General features: G+C 42.6%; 11 protein-coding genes. 7 read left to right on the top strand and 4 right to left on the bottom strand.

The genetic code is table 11. The features are described 5' to 3' along the window. Window positions 1–237: 237 nt before the first annotated feature. The 3 genes from WA338_RS07945 to WA338_RS07935 all read right to left on the bottom strand — a co-directional run bounded on the left by WA338_RS07945 (window position 238) and on the right by WA338_RS07935 (window position 3,076). Window positions 238–945: a hypothetical protein gene (locus WA338_RS07945; protein ID WP_336092878.1), complete on the bottom strand. Its 708-nt coding sequence runs from the start codon at window positions 943–945 to the stop codon at window positions 238–240. Between the two features lie 46 nt (window positions 946–991). Then, complete coding sequence (locus tag WA338_RS07940; protein WP_336092876.1) at window positions 992–1,309, bottom strand: hypothetical protein; 318 nt, start codon at window positions 1,307–1,309, stop codon at window positions 992–994. Window positions 1,310–1,465: 156 nt separating this feature from the next. Continuing rightward, window positions 1,466–3,076, bottom strand: coding sequence for a PIN-like domain-containing protein (locus WA338_RS07935; RefSeq protein ID WP_336092874.1), 1,611 nt, complete (start codon window positions 3,074–3,076; stop codon window positions 1,466–1,468). A 2,299-nt stretch (window positions 3,077–5,375) separates the two neighbouring features. Between WA338_RS07935 and WA338_RS07930 the strand changes: the two genes are divergently transcribed. From WA338_RS07930 to WA338_RS07920, 3 genes are read left to right on the top strand one after another with little or no spacing between them, the layout of a single operon-like run. Continuing rightward, complete coding sequence (locus WA338_RS07930) at window positions 5,376–6,179, top strand: 2Fe-2S iron-sulfur cluster-binding protein (RefSeq protein WP_336092872.1); 804 nt, start codon at window positions 5,376–5,378, stop codon at window positions 6,177–6,179. Window positions 6,180–6,186: 7 nt separating this feature from the next. After that, the gene (locus WA338_RS07925) at window positions 6,187–7,179 is read left to right on the top strand and encodes an FAD binding domain-containing protein (protein WP_336092870.1); all 993 of its coding nucleotides are present in this window, start codon (window positions 6,187–6,189) and stop codon (window positions 7,177–7,179) included. 15 nt (window positions 7,180–7,194) lie between these two features. Further along, window positions 7,195–9,339 carry a xanthine dehydrogenase family protein molybdopterin-binding subunit gene (locus WA338_RS07920; protein WP_336092868.1) on the top strand — a complete coding sequence of 715 codons (2,145 nt, stop codon included), beginning with the start codon at window positions 7,195–7,197 and terminating at the stop codon, window positions 9,337–9,339. Window positions 9,340–9,575: 236 nt separating this feature from the next. Here WA338_RS07920 and WA338_RS07915 read toward each other — a convergent pair whose 3' ends face one another. Continuing rightward, window positions 9,576–10,607, bottom strand: coding sequence for an XdhC family protein (locus WA338_RS07915; RefSeq protein WP_009780042.1), 1,032 nt, complete (start codon window positions 10,605–10,607; stop codon window positions 9,576–9,578). Window positions 10,608–10,845: 238 nt separating this feature from the next. On the opposite strand from WA338_RS07915, the gene WA338_RS07910 reads away from it, so the two are divergent. The 4 genes from WA338_RS07910 to WA338_RS07895 all read left to right on the top strand — a co-directional run bounded on the left by WA338_RS07910 (window position 10,846) and on the right by WA338_RS07895 (window position 15,822). Beyond that, on the top strand, window positions 10,846–12,687 hold the full coding sequence (locus WA338_RS07910; RefSeq protein WP_336092865.1) for a glycoside hydrolase family 15 protein: 1,842 nt from the start codon (window positions 10,846–10,848) through the stop codon (window positions 12,685–12,687). Between the two features lie 20 nt (window positions 12,688–12,707). Next, a complete protein-coding gene (locus WA338_RS07905; RefSeq protein ID WP_336092863.1) occupies window positions 12,708–13,871 on the top strand; it encodes a formylglycine-generating enzyme family protein in 1,164 nt (387 codons plus the stop codon). A gap of 88 nt (window positions 13,872–13,959) precedes the next feature. Continuing rightward, on the top strand, window positions 13,960–15,009 hold the full coding sequence (locus WA338_RS07900) for a glycoside hydrolase family 43 protein (protein ID WP_272985163.1): 1,050 nt from the start codon (window positions 13,960–13,962) through the stop codon (window positions 15,007–15,009). 27 nt (window positions 15,010–15,036) lie between these two features. Further along, window positions 15,037–15,822, top strand: coding sequence for a hypothetical protein (locus tag WA338_RS07895; RefSeq protein ID WP_272985162.1), 786 nt, complete (start codon window positions 15,037–15,039; stop codon window positions 15,820–15,822). The last annotated feature ends 71 nt before the right edge of the window (window positions 15,823–15,893 follow it).

Below are 15,893 nucleotides of genomic sequence, written 5' to 3'. Positions count from 1 at the left end.
TTGATCTATACTCCCGATTAAGGTTGAGGTGTAGTCTAAACGATGACCCCATCTCCTGTATACTTTGTGGTAAGCTGTTTATTTGCTTAAAGTTATTCATTTGTTGTAAAGTATCGGCTTAATTCATCAAGTATTTAGAAGAAAGAATTTTTGCAGAAGCCAAAGGAGATGGTATGGTGATCTACTTTCTGTGTATAGAGCGTATAACCAGTCACAACTTAGCGGTACCTATAAATATTACTTCTTTTTAATTAATAACGGATAAACTTCTCCAGAATCGTGTTCAGCAATTAAAAACATAAAATTATCCTTGTAGTTTAGAGGTTCAAACTCTTTTTCAACATCAAGCTTCACAAGCACCTCTTGTATAGCTAACATTCCTTGAAGTTTGTGTAAATCAATTATTTCTTGATAACCTAACAGGTCCTCAATATCATTCAATCCATCAACCTCAATAGGTTCTCCTATTTTTAGTTCGTCAAAATCTATAGTAGTATCCTTAAACTTTTCAGGTAGGCTGTCGTGATCTAATGCTTCAAGGCTATCAAAAAAGTTTAAGCTTATTCCGGGGCTGGAATAAAATGCTGTAGTAAAGTCATAATCATACCCCATATCAAATTTATCTGTTTGTATTTGATAATTTTCATATGCTCCGATTCCGTAAGCAACTGCTTCTACATTCTTTTGAAAGAAATAATCGTATTCAAAAAGTATGGCATATAGCTCTTCATCTTTCTTTATTCCTTTCTCCGGATTAGTCCACCATTGTTTTAAATTTTCAAGAATTTCTCTTTCAATTTTTTGCTTATAGGTATTGAAGTCAAACCTATTAAGAGTTTCATAGACAGCTTTTAGATAGGCATCAAGTTCAGATATCGCACGAATAGTAGATAAGCAAGTTTCCCTTCTTTTTAAAAGGTTTGTTCTTAGTATTTCGTTAGTCATAGTCTGAGTAAAATTACCAAATTATAAGGCTATTAGAAGTTTCTCCTTATTCCCCGGCACCCAATTCTTCACCCAATTGGGGAGCTTTGCTTTCCCAGTTTCGTTTAAAATAGTAATACAATAAATACGTGCCGGCAATACCAAAAGGAAGCAGCATCAAACCAAATAAAAACTCATTGATAGTGTCCACAGCACCCGGCCAGATCAGCTCTATAAAGATACCCATCAAGAAACCTGAAACTACTGCACTCGCATAATACGTAACGATTCCCAGAATCGCATATCCCCATTTGCTTTTGTCGTGCGCTTCTGCGAGTTTATAATAGTATTTTCCGATCCAGTAAAGTAGTAGTATTCCGAGCATATGGTGGTTGTTTTAAAGTTTAAAAAGAAATAAGCGGTGCTAACCAATGTAAACTTTTTCCCGTGTATCAAGGCTGTAAACGTAGAAAACTGCCTAAAAGCGGTTTAAATCGATCGATTTCTTAGAAATTATGGACTTGTGCAACGGTTACCATATTTAGGTATTGATTATTTTTATAGGGAATCCTTCTCGCCTTAATTCATCTAGTTCGTCCTGACTAAATTTATCAAAAACAAGCTCCATTAATTCAGGATCTTTTTTTCGTTTAAGTACCCATGTGTATAAATCACCCATTTGTTGGTCGTTAGTAGACCATTTGTTTCTAGGATTTAGTTGTGAATTGTAACGAAATTCTTTCCATTCATCAACACGGTCTTTGATTTTGGAAGGAATTTCCCAATATCTGATTTCTTCAAATTTCAGTTCCCAAACTTGATTTAATTGTTCGATTGTTTCTTCAGTCAAATCGTCTTTTTTTGGAGCAATGATTTGATTAAACCAATTCTGATAATTCATTTTTAATGGCTCATTGTCAGCTGTCAATTGTCTTATAAAACGTTTAGTTGACGCTTCAGGTGTTCTGCCTCTTAAGTTGTAATCAAAACCAAGGTCTTCGATTTCTGCTCTTATTTCAAGCTTTTTATCTTCCTTATTTCTTTGTGCGATTCCAACAAGCCATGTTCCTAAAGATCTTCCTTTATATTTATATCTATGGTTTGCCCTTACATCTTCATCATTATCTAATGCATCTTGAAGTAAGTCAAGCCATTCTTGGTCAATACTACTAATATTTACATTTTTAATTTCCTCAATAACCTCTTCAGAAACTTCTGTGTTTAGGAACTGGTTTGATTTGTAAATTAATCTGTCAATAGTGTAGAACCAAATTTTTTGTCCGCTCTTATCCTTAAATTCATATAAAAGTTCGTGACGAGGAATATTGCTATTTTGACCATTACCATCTTGTTGCCACCAATCCTCTTTAACATCATTTGTGACAAAAATTATGGGTTTTTGCTCGTTTTGAGCATAGTCGATTATTTGAAACCAAAGTAATAAATCACCATACATCTGGAAACCTATTTTGTCCTTTTCATCTTTATAACCTGGTGGGATTTCGTTTTCATATCGAAATCTCCCTTCTTTGATTATTTCAAGCATCTTATCATAAGAATAAGATGCTCCATAAGTAAAATGTTTATCAAGTCGTTCTCTAAAGTTATCAGATTTAGATTTTTCATCTAATTCCTTAATCTTTTCATCTATTTGATTCTGTGTGGTATTTAATAGGTTTTCATATCCTTCATTTAGAATTTCAAGGTTCGCTTCAAATGCTTTTAGTACTTCTTTGAATTTGCCTATACTTTTTTGTTCTATATGAGGATGTTTATCGTCTTTTAATGTCCTTTCGCATAGTGTTTTAATCTGTCCTTGAATTGAATTTGAGTTTTTTCTAATTAAAGCAAGATGACTTTGTATCGTATTCAAGTATCCTCCATCTTTTTTGACACTTTTTATTAAACTGAGATATTCACCTTTAGGTTTAGTGATTACTTTTTCTCTGTTTTTTTCAAATTCATATAAAACTTGAGCAGGTAACCATAAACGACCCTTTAGAGCTTTAAATATTTTATTAAAATATTCTTCAGAAATCCTGTCGGTATATCCATAAAAACTCAATAGAGCAGAAGAGTCAAAAACGATATGACCTTTCTCAAAAAGTTCTTTTTCATGTTCTTCGGTTAATCTAAAAATTGAATCTTCCATTTATTAATTATGCCTAACTCCTAATAATAAGATAAATATACCCATTATCCCTATATAAGTTTTGTGATAAAGGAACTATTATTAGTTTCAACAATATCCGCATAAATCTCCAACCTCACTTACGGAATTCCGTAAATACTATAATAAGCACATTCTTCGGGTCTGGGTGCAGTGTGGGTCGTATTTGCTTCGGTAAATTCCCATTTTTTAAGAACAGGTTGCTTTAAGACTCTAAACCTGCCGTTTGTCGATGCGAAGCATACCCGAAGGAGACCCGAACGAGACCCCTACCAAACCCCCGGAAATTTCGAATTTATGTGTAATGCTGTGCGAACTTGTGCAGGAGTGTGCAACACCGTGCAATTCTATGCAGGATTATTTGGATTTTTGTAAGGGGTTTCGGGTTAAAGTTTGAAAGGGGAGGTTTTATAAGATTGCGTTGATCTCCTAGTGTAGAATGGAGTAGTATTAGGTTTTAATCATGTTTTGTTCATTTTCTTTACTCGCGTGATCCTTATTTCACGGGAGCTCGTGAATCTCCTAACGTCGATTTGCCTCGTCTAAAGAAAACGAACCAAAAGAAACGACGCCTTTTGGATAGGTATTTTTTGCTATCGCAAAAACCGCAAGCGCATCCCTAAATTTCTTCCAAGGCTTCAGAAATTCTTAACGGGATGCCCTTGCTATACTGACCAAAAGGGAACTAAACCCTTCGGGTATGGATATTAATTACAGAAAATGGTAAACTGAAGACTGCAAACTGCTACTGCCGACTTAATCCAAAGCGTCATGCAGCTATTCTGAACCAAGGGAATTTTGGATTCGTGTAACCCGTCGGGTATGAAAATGCTCAGTCATCTCGACGTTAGGAGAGATCACACAACAAGCTAACTCCCTTCTCTCCCGAAGTTTCGGGAGGAGAAGGGCTGGGGATGAGGGCTTTTGATGAAGGGCGCACCAGATGCGATTTCTCGACTGCGCTCGAAATGACAAATGCGCTCAAAAACTGCTTTTTCATGTAACCCTTCGGGTATGGATATTTATTACAGAAAACGGTAAACTGAAGACTGAAAACTGCTACTGCCGACTTTATCCAGAGCTTCTCGCAGCTATTCTGAAACAAGGGAATTTTGAATTCGTGTAACCCTTCGGGTATGAAAATGCTCAGTCATCTCGACGTTAGGAGAGATCACACAACAAGCTAGCTCCCTTCTCTTCCGAAGTTTCGGGAGGAGAAGGGCTGGGGATGAGGGCTTTTGATGAAGTGCGCACCAGATGCGATTTCTCGACTGCGCTCGAAATGACAAATGCGCTCAAAAACTGCTTTTTCGTGTAACCCTTAGGGTATGCGTATTCAATACTGCAAACAGAAAACCACAAACCGCAAACCGCAAACCGCAAACTGCTACTACCGACTTAATCCAGAGCTTCCTGCAGCTATTCTGAACCAAGGGATTTTGAATTTGTGTAACCCTTCGGGTATGAAAATGCTCAGTCATCTCGACGTTAGGAGAGATCACACAACAAGCTAACTCCCTTCTCTCCCGAAGCTTCGGGAGGAGAAGGGCTGGAGATGAGGGCTTTTGATGAAGTGCGCACCAGATGCGATTTCTCGACTGCGCTCGAAATGACAAATGCGCTCAAAAACTGCTTTTTCGTGTAACCCTCAGGATATGCGTATTCAATACTGCAAACAGAAAACCGCAAACCATAAACTGAAGACTGAAAACTACTATTACCGACTTAATCCAAAGCTTCCCGCAGCTATTCTGAACCAAGGGAATTTTGGATTCGTGTAATCCGTCGGGTATGAAAATGCTCAGTCATCTCGACGTTAGGAGAGATCACACAACAAGCTAACTCCCTTCTCTCCCGAAGTTTCGGGAGGAGAAGGGCTGGGGATGAGGGCTTTTGATGAAGTGCGTACCAGATGCGATTTCTCGACTGCGCTCGAAATGACAAATGCGCTCAAAAACTGCTTTTTCGTATAGCCCTTCGGGTATGGGTATTCAACACTGAAAACCGTAAACCACAAACAGCAAACAGCAAACAGCAAACAGCAAACTGTAAACCGAAAACTGAAAACTGCCACTGCCAACTGTTGATTCGTCTCTGAAAAAAGTTTATGAATTCATAGGGAAGTTCTTAAGAGAGATTTAGGATTCACGGGGCTTCTCGTGGTTTGCGATTGGGTAACTTGAGGCCACAGGTGTTATGCTGTATTTCGGTTTGCCGGATTTCAACACACAAAAGGGCAGGCGTAGCGGTAAACACAAACAAAAAACTTCAATACTACATCATGAAAACAAGTAAGCATCAGCAACCGCTTCAGGAACAGCAACTCACTGAGGATGAAGCGAAAGTGCTGGACTGTCTGGGGATTTTTGGCGACTCGCGGCGTAAGTTCCTGGGACAGATCTCAGCCGCCAGTATGAGTGTTATGGCATCGCCGTATTTCTCTTCCGGACTCTTAGCACAAACGACTCCAGACACCTTAAAAGACGATCTGGAGGCCCTTTTAAACGAAGTGGAAGTCAAGCTTCACGTCAACGGAAATGTTAAACCTTTAACACTAGATTCGCGTACCTCGTTGCTTGATGCCTTGCGCGAACACCTGCAACTCACGGGAACCAAAAAAGGATGCGATCACGGGCAATGTGGTGCGTGTACGGTGATGATTGATGGGAAACGTAAACTTTCTTGCCTTACCCTTGCCGCTACCTGTAAAGACAAAAAGATCACCACCGTTGAAGGCCTAGCCGATGGCGCAGGCTTGCACCCGATGCAGGAAGCCTTTTTAAAACACGATGGTTTTCAATGCGGGTATTGCACCCCGGGACAATTGTGTTCGTCTGTAGCTTTATTAGATGAGGCTAAACAAGGAGAGGCCAGTTATGTTACCAGAGATTTTACAAAAGTGACCACGAACCTAGACCTTTGCGAAGAAGAGATCAGAGAGCGTATGTCTGGTAATATCTGCCGTTGTGGGGCTTATAACAACATTGTACAGGCTGTGAAAGAAGTGCAAAGTGGGGTTGAGGAGCAACCGAAATGGCGCTTCGCGAGTGTAGACGAACTTAAAGCAGCAGGCGATAACCAATAAACCAACTATGAGACCATTTAATTATATAGCAGCCAAAACACGCCAAGAAGCCCTGACGGCGATACAAGAACGGGAAGAAGCCAAATACCTGGGCGGGGGAACCAACCTCGTTGATCTGATGAAGGAAGATGTAGAACGCCCCGAACACCTTATTGAGGTGGCCGATCTGGACAATGATCGCATCACCGCCAATGCCGCCGGTGGATATACACTGGGCGCGGCAAAGAGCAATTCGGCTACAGCCAATGCTCCGGAGATCCGTAAAAACTATCCCTTACTGTCTATGGCGATGCTTTCTGCAGCCACGGCACAAATTCGCAATATGGCGACCAACGGTGGTAACCTGTTGCAGCGCACCCGTTGCCCGTATTTCTTTGAAACTTCGATGCCGTGTAACAAACGCGAACCGGGAAGCGGTTGTGGCGCGCTGGAAGGCGCTAATGCCAAGCACGCCATTTTTGGATGGAGTAAAAGCTGTGTGGCGACCCATCCTTCTGATATGTGTGTGGCGCTGGCTGCACTCGAGGCTACCTTAACGGTACAAGCCCCTGACGGAAGCGAACGCACTATAGATTTTACCGATTTTCACCGCCTGCCGGGTTCGTCTCCTGAAAAAGACAATACCCTGGAGCCGGGGGAGTTGATCACTGCGATCGATCTGCCTAAACCGCAGTTTACCGAGCATTACCATTATTTGAAAATTCGGGAGCGTAGTAGTTACGCCTTTGCCTTGATCTCTGTAGCAGCAGGGCTGAAAATACGAGGAGGAATCATCACCGATGCCGGTCTGGCGATGGGAGGTGTAGCTCACAAACCGTGGAAGCTTACCAATGCAGAAGCGTATCTCATCGGGAAAAAACCAACTGCTGCGCACTTTGAGGAAGCAGCACGTCTGGCATTAGAAGATGCTCAAACGCTCGCCCACAATGAATACAAAGTACCTATGGGAAGCAAAGCCATCGTGCGTGCTTTGGAACAAGCCTATGCTAAAAAGGCCTAATCAATACACAACATTATGAATTCATATACATCAAAAGGAACCGGAAACCCGATCAACCGTGTGGAAGGAAAACTTAAAGTGACCGGAATGGCAAAATATGCCTCCGAGTTCAACGTCAAGGATCTGGTCTATGCGCAAGGCATCAACAGTACGATCGCTAGAGGACGCATTACTGCGTTAGATACTTCGGAAGCGGAAGCCCAAAAAGGGGTGCTCGCCGTGATCACTTTTAAGAATGCTGAAAAGCTCGCGCAGTACGAGAAAGACTTACATCCCTTATCTACCACCAGTATTCAACCGGTATTGCAGAGTAACGAAGTGCATTACTACGGAGAGTATGTAGGAATGGTGGTTGCTGAAACTTTTGAGCAGGCGCAATATGCAGCCCGACTTGTAAAGTATACCTACGAAGAAGCCACACCGGATATTGATTTTGAAGCATCAAAACCTAAAGCCTATAAACCCACGGAGCAGTCAGATTATTCCCGGGGAGATGTGGCTAGCGGACTTGAAGAAGCAGACGTTACCCTTGATGAGACCTACGTAACACCCATTGAGCACCATCATCCTATGGAATTGCACGCGCTTATCGGTTCGTGGAACAACGGTAACGTACAAGCCTATGCGAGTCAGCAAATGATAGACAACGCGGCAAAGACGATCGCAGATACCTTTAAGATCGATAAAAAGAACGTACGCGTGATGTCGCCTTATGTAGGGGGCGGCTTTGGTTCTAAGTTGGCTGCAAAACAGCATGTGATTCTGGCCTTGATGGCTTCTAAAGCTGTAGGGCGTCCCGTACAGTTCACTGTAACGCGTACGCAGATGTTTACCAATACCAATTTACGTCAGCGTAATGAGCAGCGCATTCAAATAGGGGCTAAAAAAGATGGTACCCTTACTGCTTTATCTCACGATACTTTATCGCATACCTCAACTTATGAGCAGTATCAGGAATCTTGTGGTACGGTGACCAAAATGCTTTACAAAACACCCAACAACAGCGTAACCCACCGCTTGATGCCGATGAATCTACAAACGCCTTTTGCGATGCGTGCTCCCGGGGAAGCTACCGGTAGTTTTGCTTTAGAATCGGCGATGGATGAGATGGCGTATAAACTGAATATGGATCCTGTAGAATTTAGAATCAAGAACGATACGCAGGTAGACCCAAGTAACGACAAACCCTTTTCTTCCCGTTTGCTGAATGAATGTTTGCGGCTGGGCGCTAAAGAATTTGGTTGGGAGCATCGTCCTAAAACTCCCGGAACGAAATCTGAAGGCAATTGGCTGGTAGGCTACGGGGTAAGCGGTGCATCGCGTCGCGCTCCGTTTATGAAGACTTCGGCTAAAGTGATTTTAGAATTGAAAAGCAACGAGGTGTATGCCACCTTGCAAATGGATGCGACCGATATTGGTACAGGAAGTTATACCATTCTGGCACAGACGGTTTCAGAATATTTAGACATTCCTGTAGCGCAGGTAGATGTAGAACTAGGTGATTCTGAATATCCGGTTACACCCGGTTCCGGAGGATCCTGGGGTGCAGCTTCTTTTGCTAACGGAGCTCGTGCAGCCTGCGAACAAGCGATGAAGGATCTAAAAGCTGTAGCAGGTGCTACAGATGCGACTTCGACGGCAGCGCTGATGCAAGCGAGTAACTTGAATACGCTGGAAGCGGAAGGAACGGCTGAGCCTGATGAAGAATATAAGGCGCACAGCGTGTTTTCGTTTGGTGCCAACTTTACCGAGGTTTGGGTAGATAAAGATACGGGTGTATTTCGCATCAAGCGTATGCTTAATGTGGCCAGCTGCGGAAAGATCCTGAACCCAAAGACCGCTTTTGGTCAGATCATTGGGGGGTGTGCGATGGGAGCCGGGATGGCGATTGCAGAACGCACTGAAGTAGAACCCAACTACGGAAACTTTATTACGCGGTCGTTTGCAGACTACCACGTTCCTGTTAATCTGGATATGGCCAATATTGATGTGATCTACCTTCCTGAAGAGGATAAGATCGCCAACAAAATGGGCATCAAGGGAATTGGCGAACTGGGTATCACCAGTGTTGCGGCTTCTATTGCCAATGCAGTCTTTAACGCAACCGGTAAGCGTATGCGTGAGTTGCCGCTCACCCCTGAGAAAATGATTCTAAAATAAGAAAGCGCGGCGTAACAGCTTCTGCATTATAAATTCAGCGTCCTGTGGTTGATACAACTACAGGACGTTTTTTGTGGGCTGCGCCCAAGGCGATAAATTGCTAAGGTTTGGCTTATGACCAAAAAATCTTCAGTGCAAGTATAACAGGCTTACACTAAAGCAGTTTTAAAGCTTGCGCCCAAGGCTATTATACGCTGAGGTTTGACTTATGTTAGTTTACGCGTGCAGGTCTTAGATCAGGCTTCTTTGTGAATACTTCCCAACTTATCGCGCAAGGAAGGGACGTCGCGTTTGCGGGTAACCGCTAGTAGTTCCGCAAGTACAGACAGTGCAATTTCCTGCGGCGTGATGGCTCCGATATCAATACCTGCCGGTCCGTAAATGCGGTCAAGCACTTCAGCATCCAGATCGGGCTTGTAGTCTATGAGTTCGTTAAACAACTTTTCCCTGCGTTTAGAACTGCCCAAAATCCCAATATACTGTGGCTGTTTATCATAGATGTTCACCAGAAAGTTAAGGTCGGTCGCATAATTGTGATTCATCAATACCACCGCCGATTCTTCGTCGATGACGAGTTGGTGAGCTTCTTCCGGTAACAGATGCAGTACGCTCTTTACTCCGGGGAAATTGGCTTCGGTCTTGGGGTCTTTTGGAGATGCGATCACTGTCACGTCCCAACCCAGTTGTGAAGCCTGAATACCTAATTGCACAGCATCATGTTCCGCACCAAAAAGGAATAACTGAAAAATAGGAGGTAGCTGTTGCTTAAATTCCAAAGTATTTTCGGCAGGAGTGGTTTGCGTTTCTTCCCCGTTCAAAAGGAGGGGAGCTCCCGCTGCAAGCTGCACCTGTGAACCCAAATAGTGATGGGTTGCTTCAATATCGCGGCTGTAATACGCGCAAATTTGTATTGGAGTACGTTGCTCAAAAGCAGTGGTGAGTTGGTTGTACAGCGCTTCGGTAACCACCAAGGGTTCGATCAGGATGTAGAGAATACCTTCACAGCCCAGACGGTATCTGCCGTCGTAGGTCATCATTTTGGGGTTTCCTGTTTCGAAGACCTCCTGCGCCTGAAAAAGCACTTCCTTTTCTACGCAGCCGCCGCTTACCGCTCCGGTCATCGTTCCGTTTGCTGCGATCAACATACGTACGCCCGGTTTGCGGTAGGAGGAGCCGTCAAGAGCGACGACACTCGCCATAACACAAGCCTGTTGCTGTTGGTTATAGGTAAAAGCCGTTGTGATCAGGGTGCGGAATTCGTGCGTCATAAAAAAGGAGTGAATATCAAATGTAGCCTTTTTTGTGCTTTTAGGAAACGCTAAACCCCGATGCAGCCTGCTAAAGTTGTATTAAAGTTGGTTTAAAAAGAACTGTTTTACAGGCAAAAAAGCTTCGAAGGAATCTAAGACTCAAGTTTTACCTTTATTTTAATAAAAAGCCCTGTGTTTATCAGTAATTTTTCAGATTGAGAACACATCCAACTAATTAAAACGTATTAAAAATTCAATGAAAGAGGCAAGCGGTTATCCCGGTATAGAAAGTTATGGTGTAATAGGAAATTGTCAAACCTGTGCGTTGATCCAGCGGGAGGGCAGTATTGATTTTATGAGTTTCCCGGAGTATGATTCCCATTCGGTTTTTGCAGCGCTTCTTGACCAAAATAAAGGAGGAAGTTTTCATACGCGTCCGCAAGCGCCTTATGACAAATGTTTTCAGGAATATATTTTAGATACGGCTGTGCTCACCACACGGTTTTTATCAGAGGCTTACAACGTAGAGTTTACCGATTTTATGCCGATGAAGTCCGACGGAAAACCGGAGCGCAATCAGCTGGTGCGTAAGATCAGCTTGATACGTGGAAGCCTTTCCTTTGATCTGGTCCTGAAAGTTTTGATCGATTATGGGAAGGTAGACACGCAAATCGAATATGTAGACGCGCACACGGTGATCTTTAAGAATGAAGCGCATCCTGAAGGGCTCAAAGTGCGCAGTAGCATGGCTATTGTTGAAGAGGAAACGCTGGTGGAGCAGTTTAGTCTGGAAGAAGGACAAGATGCCTTTTTTATCATTGAAGCGGCAAAAGAGGAACAGCCTGAAGCTCCTATTGCCGAGCAGTTTGAAGAACTAAATACCAAACTGCAGGATACCATTCACTTCTGGCATCAATGGATCAAAACCTGCAAGTACACCGGTGATTTTGCCGAGCATATGAAATGCTCTGCGATCACCTTAAAACTGATGACCAGTGCCAAATATGGTTCTACAGTAGCTGCGCCCACCTACGCTTTGCCCGAGAAGATAGGCGGAGATAAGAATTGGGATTACCGGTACGCCTGGGTACGGGATGCCGCTTTTACCATGTATGCTTTTATGCGCTTAGGTTTTATAGAAGAGGCCTCGCATTTTATGAAGTGGATCTATGATCTTATCGATTCCGATATCAATGGAGATGTGGAGTTGCAGATTATGTACCGTATCGACGGCAGTCGCGATCTGGAAGAAGAGGAGCTGGATCTTGAAGGCTATAAACGATCACAACCGGTACGTATAGGAAATGCCGCAACGGGGCAGTTGCAACTGGATGTGTTTGGCGAATTGATGGATACCATCTACCTCTTTGATAAATACGGACAGAACGTGATGTATTCTTTCTGGAGAAATGTAGAGAAACTGATCGATTTTGTATGTAAGAACTGGGAAAACCCCGATCACGGGATCTGGGAGGTACGTGAAGTCAAGCGACACTATCTGTTTTCAAGATTGATGTGTTGGGTAGCTTTAGACAGGGCGATACGACTCGTTCGTAAGCGATCCTTACCAACAGATGTAAGCCAATGGATCAAGAATAGAAACCTGATCTTTCAGGATATTTATGATAATTTCTGGGATGAGGAACTGCAAAGTTATGTACACTTTAAAGGTGCCAAAACCGTAGACTCTTCTTTACTGATGATGCCGCTGATGAAGTTCATCAGTCCGTATGACAAGCGTTGGGTCAAAACGATGAAGGTTATCGAAGACCAACTCATTGTAGACGATGTACTGGTGTATCGAAACCTGCACGACAGCATTCCGAATAAAGACGAAGCTGTTGAAGGATCATTTACCATCGGTTCGTTCTGGTATATCGAATGTTTATCCCGGGGTGGCGAAGTTGAAAAAGCAGAGCGGTATTTTCAGAAGTTGATGAGTTACAGTAACCATCTCAACTTGTTTGCAGAAGAATTGAGTCCGTCTGGCGCCCAATTGGGGAACTTTCCGCAGGGCTTCTCTCACTTAGGACTCATCAGTACATTATTTTCCATAGATCGCCAAAAAGGACAAAATACCTTTGTTTTAAAACAATAATGAAACCTTTACCGATGCAAATGAGGAATCAGAATCTTCAAAAACTTGTATTTTTGATGGCTATGAAAGACCTCAAAACAAGCGCTTGTATTGTGCTGGCCACAACAGTTCTCGTACTTTCCTGTAAAGAGCGGGCAAGCGATAAGATAAAAACGTCGACTACCTCAAAAGAAGTTCAACAAGAAGCGCATCAACTTTTGGTAGCGCAGCCCGATAGTATTGCGACCCCGGAAGGAATGGTATGGGTTTCAGGCATCGAATTTACACAAGGTGCACGACCCGGAGACTCCTTTGCATTGCCAAGGGAAAAACCGGCACATCCGGTAGCGGTAGATGGTTTTTTTATAGATATCACCGAAGTGACCAATGCGCAGTTTAAAGCCTTTGTTGAGGCTACCGGTTATGTAACGCTTGCGGAGCGCCCGGTAGACTGGGAAGAACTGAAAAAGAACGTACCTCCCGGAACACCAAAGCCCGCCGATAGTGTATTGCAACCCGGATCACTGATCTTTGACCGCAGTGTACAAGGTGTACGCGACCTTAATGATTACACGCAGTGGTGGGAGTGGAAAATAGGGGCCAACTGGAAACATCCGCAAGGACCGGGAAGTAGTATTGAAGGGAAAGACGATTACCCTGTTGTACACATCAGTTATGAAGATGCCTTAGCCTATTGCAAATGGGCCAAGCGTCGCCTGCCTACCGAAACCGAATGGGAAGCTGCCGCGCACGGACAAATGCCCGGAGGGGTTTACACCTGGGGAGATGATGATCGTGCGCTACCTACAAAAGCCAATACTTGGCAAGGAACTTTTCCTACCAAAAACACCAACGAAGATGGCTTTGCCTATGTGGCTCCTGTAGCTTCTTTTGATCCCAACTCCATTGGGATCTATGACATGTCTGGTAATGTATGGGAACTCACTCAAGACTGGTTTTCTACGCGCTATTATCAGGAGATAGCAGGGAATACAACTGTAAATCCGCAAGGGCCTGCAGCGAGTTATAATCCTGAAAATCCCTATCAAGCCGAGAAAGTGATCAAGGGAGGTTCGTTTTTATGTGACGACTCGTATTGTGCCAGTTATCGTATTTCTGCACGAATGGGGCAGGCGCCTGATTCTGCAACAGATCATAGCGGTTTTAGGACTGTTGCCGATGTGCACATGCTTCAATCGGAATAAGACTCAAAAAGCCTGTCTACTTTTTAAGAAAAGGATTTCGTATACTTGTAAGTTAAATGTGAATTAGACACTTTTAATTTTTCAATCTATGAGATCTATTTATACGCTAAGTTTAGGAGTACTTGCGCTTGTCGCGGTTTCCTGTAAACAAACTCAGGAGTCTGTTGCAAGCGAGGCTTCACAAACCGAGGCAGAAGCCTGTGCAGAAATGCCTTATAACAACCCTATTGTTGGTCAGCGGGCCGATCCCTGGGTGTATAAAGATGATGACGGGACTTACTATTTTATTGCCACCGCTCCCGAATATGACCGTATTGAGATCAGAAAGTCCGATAGCATTAACGGTCTAGGCACTGCCGAACCACAAGTGATCTGGACGAAACACGAAACTGGTAAAATGGGACATCATATCTGGGCTCCTGAGCTTCATAAGATCGACGGCAAATGGTATGTGTATTTTGCTGCCGGAGAAGCAGAGAATGTATGGAATATTAGAATGTTTGTGCTTTCTACCGATGCTGCAGATCCTACACAAGGCGAATGGGTAGAAGAGGGGCAGATCGCTACCGAGCGCGACTCTTTCTCACTTGATGCCACCACTTTTGAACACCGTGGGAAAAGGTATCTCATTTGGGCACAGAATGTGCGTGAAGGCGAGAATACTTCATTGGTGATGTCTGAAATGGAAAATCCTACAACCTTGACCGGTCCGGAGATCGTGATCAGCGATCCTGAATTTGACTGGGAGCGTATAGGCTATAAAGTAAATGAAGGTGCCGCAGTGATCAAACATGACGGAAAGATCTTTGTTACCTATTCTGCAAGTGCTACCGATAAAAACTATGCGGTAGGTTTATTGTGGGCAGATGAGAACGCCGACCTGATGGACGAAGCTTCCTGGAACAAATCAGAAACTCCTGTCTTTGCAACGAATGCTGAAGCCAGGCGTTTTGGTCCCGGGCATAACTCGTTTACCAAAGCAGAAGATGGTGAAACCGATGTGATGATCTATCACGCCCGTGTTTACGAGAAGATCCGTGGGAACTCCTTATACGACTTCAACAGACATACTCGTGCGCGTATCCTAAAATGGGATGAGCGTGGTTTTCCTGATTTCAGACAAAAACAACGCGATTAAAAACAGTTGTAGTGTATTTGGAAAAAAATGAGACTTTTAAGATTCATATTGCTAATTTTAGTTTCTATTTCTTGTTCAAAAAATAGAAATCAAATCAATCTTCCTCAATCTGATTATACAAATTATTCGATAAAAGAAAACTTATCTGACTATCTAATCTATGTTGACCAAGTTACCGAATCAGAATTTAGAATTATTGATGATGATACATTAACCACAGAATTAGATTCAACTTTGCACAGCAGAATTGATTCCCTTCGATTTAAAAGACGCCATCATGATTATCCAAAAATTGTTTTGTCACTTGACCAAGATTTGCCATATCAAACTTTCCAAAAAATAACAAAGGAATTTCGTAAGGCATTTAAGCAATCATTTGTGCTTGACTTGAAAGGGGAAAAAGATTTAAGAATTATATTACCACCATATATTCAAAATGACTCGGAATATATAGTGGACCGATTAAAAGGAAAAGGAGCACCAAATTATTATTCGGAATTAGAGCCTTACTTTTTAGAAAATAAAGTGTTGAATCTAAATGTAAGTGTAAATGAATTTCAACTGACAGATTTAAATTCTAATAAGATATCTGATTTGAAAACATATGCAGAATTTAATGAAAAGTTTGTTCTTCTTTTGGAGTTTTCGTCTAATTCTACATATCAGGATTATGTGAGTGTGGCTTCTTACTTAAATTCTATTTTCGCCGAAATAGTTGATAAAGAAAAATTAGAAAACAATTTAACAGACGAAGAAATACAGGAAAAATATAGGTTTATAATTGAAGAAAAAAACGCACTAAAACACTGGTGACCGTTGCACAAGACTGTAAAACGCAATATTATGAACATAAATAAGCCGCTTTTAAGCGGTTTTTCTTTTTA

Origin of the sequence: Leeuwenhoekiella sp. CH_XMU1409-2, assembly GCF_037029365.1 — a bacterium.
In the GTDB taxonomy this organism is placed as follows: domain Bacteria; phylum Bacteroidota; class Bacteroidia; order Flavobacteriales; family Flavobacteriaceae; genus Leeuwenhoekiella; species Leeuwenhoekiella blandensis.
This window is presented reverse-complemented; position numbering and strand designations above follow the sequence as displayed.

Coding starts and splice junctions, on each gene's coding strand:
- WA338_RS07945 (WP_336092878.1), bottom strand. CDS start 945: ATGACTAACGAAATACTAAGAACAAACCTTTTAAAAAGAAGGGAAACT.
- WA338_RS07940 (WP_336092876.1), bottom strand. CDS start 1,309: ATGCTCGGAATACTACTACTTTACTGGATCGGAAAATACTATTATAAA.
- WA338_RS07935 (WP_336092874.1), bottom strand. CDS start 3,076: ATGGAAGATTCAATTTTTAGATTAACCGAAGAACATGAAAAAGAACTT.
- WA338_RS07930 (WP_336092872.1), top strand. CDS start 5,376: ATGAAAACAAGTAAGCATCAGCAACCGCTTCAGGAACAGCAACTCACT.
- WA338_RS07925 (WP_336092870.1), top strand. CDS start 6,187: ATGAGACCATTTAATTATATAGCAGCCAAAACACGCCAAGAAGCCCTG.
- WA338_RS07920 (WP_336092868.1), top strand. CDS start 7,195: ATGAATTCATATACATCAAAAGGAACCGGAAACCCGATCAACCGTGTG.
- WA338_RS07915 (WP_009780042.1), bottom strand. CDS start 10,607: ATGACGCACGAATTCCGCACCCTGATCACAACGGCTTTTACCTATAAC.
- WA338_RS07910 (WP_336092865.1), top strand. CDS start 10,846: ATGAAAGAGGCAAGCGGTTATCCCGGTATAGAAAGTTATGGTGTAATA.
- WA338_RS07905 (WP_336092863.1), top strand. CDS start 12,708: ATGAGGAATCAGAATCTTCAAAAACTTGTATTTTTGATGGCTATGAAA.
- WA338_RS07900 (WP_272985163.1), top strand. CDS start 13,960: ATGAGATCTATTTATACGCTAAGTTTAGGAGTACTTGCGCTTGTCGCG.
- WA338_RS07895 (WP_272985162.1), top strand. CDS start 15,037: ATGAGACTTTTAAGATTCATATTGCTAATTTTAGTTTCTATTTCTTGT.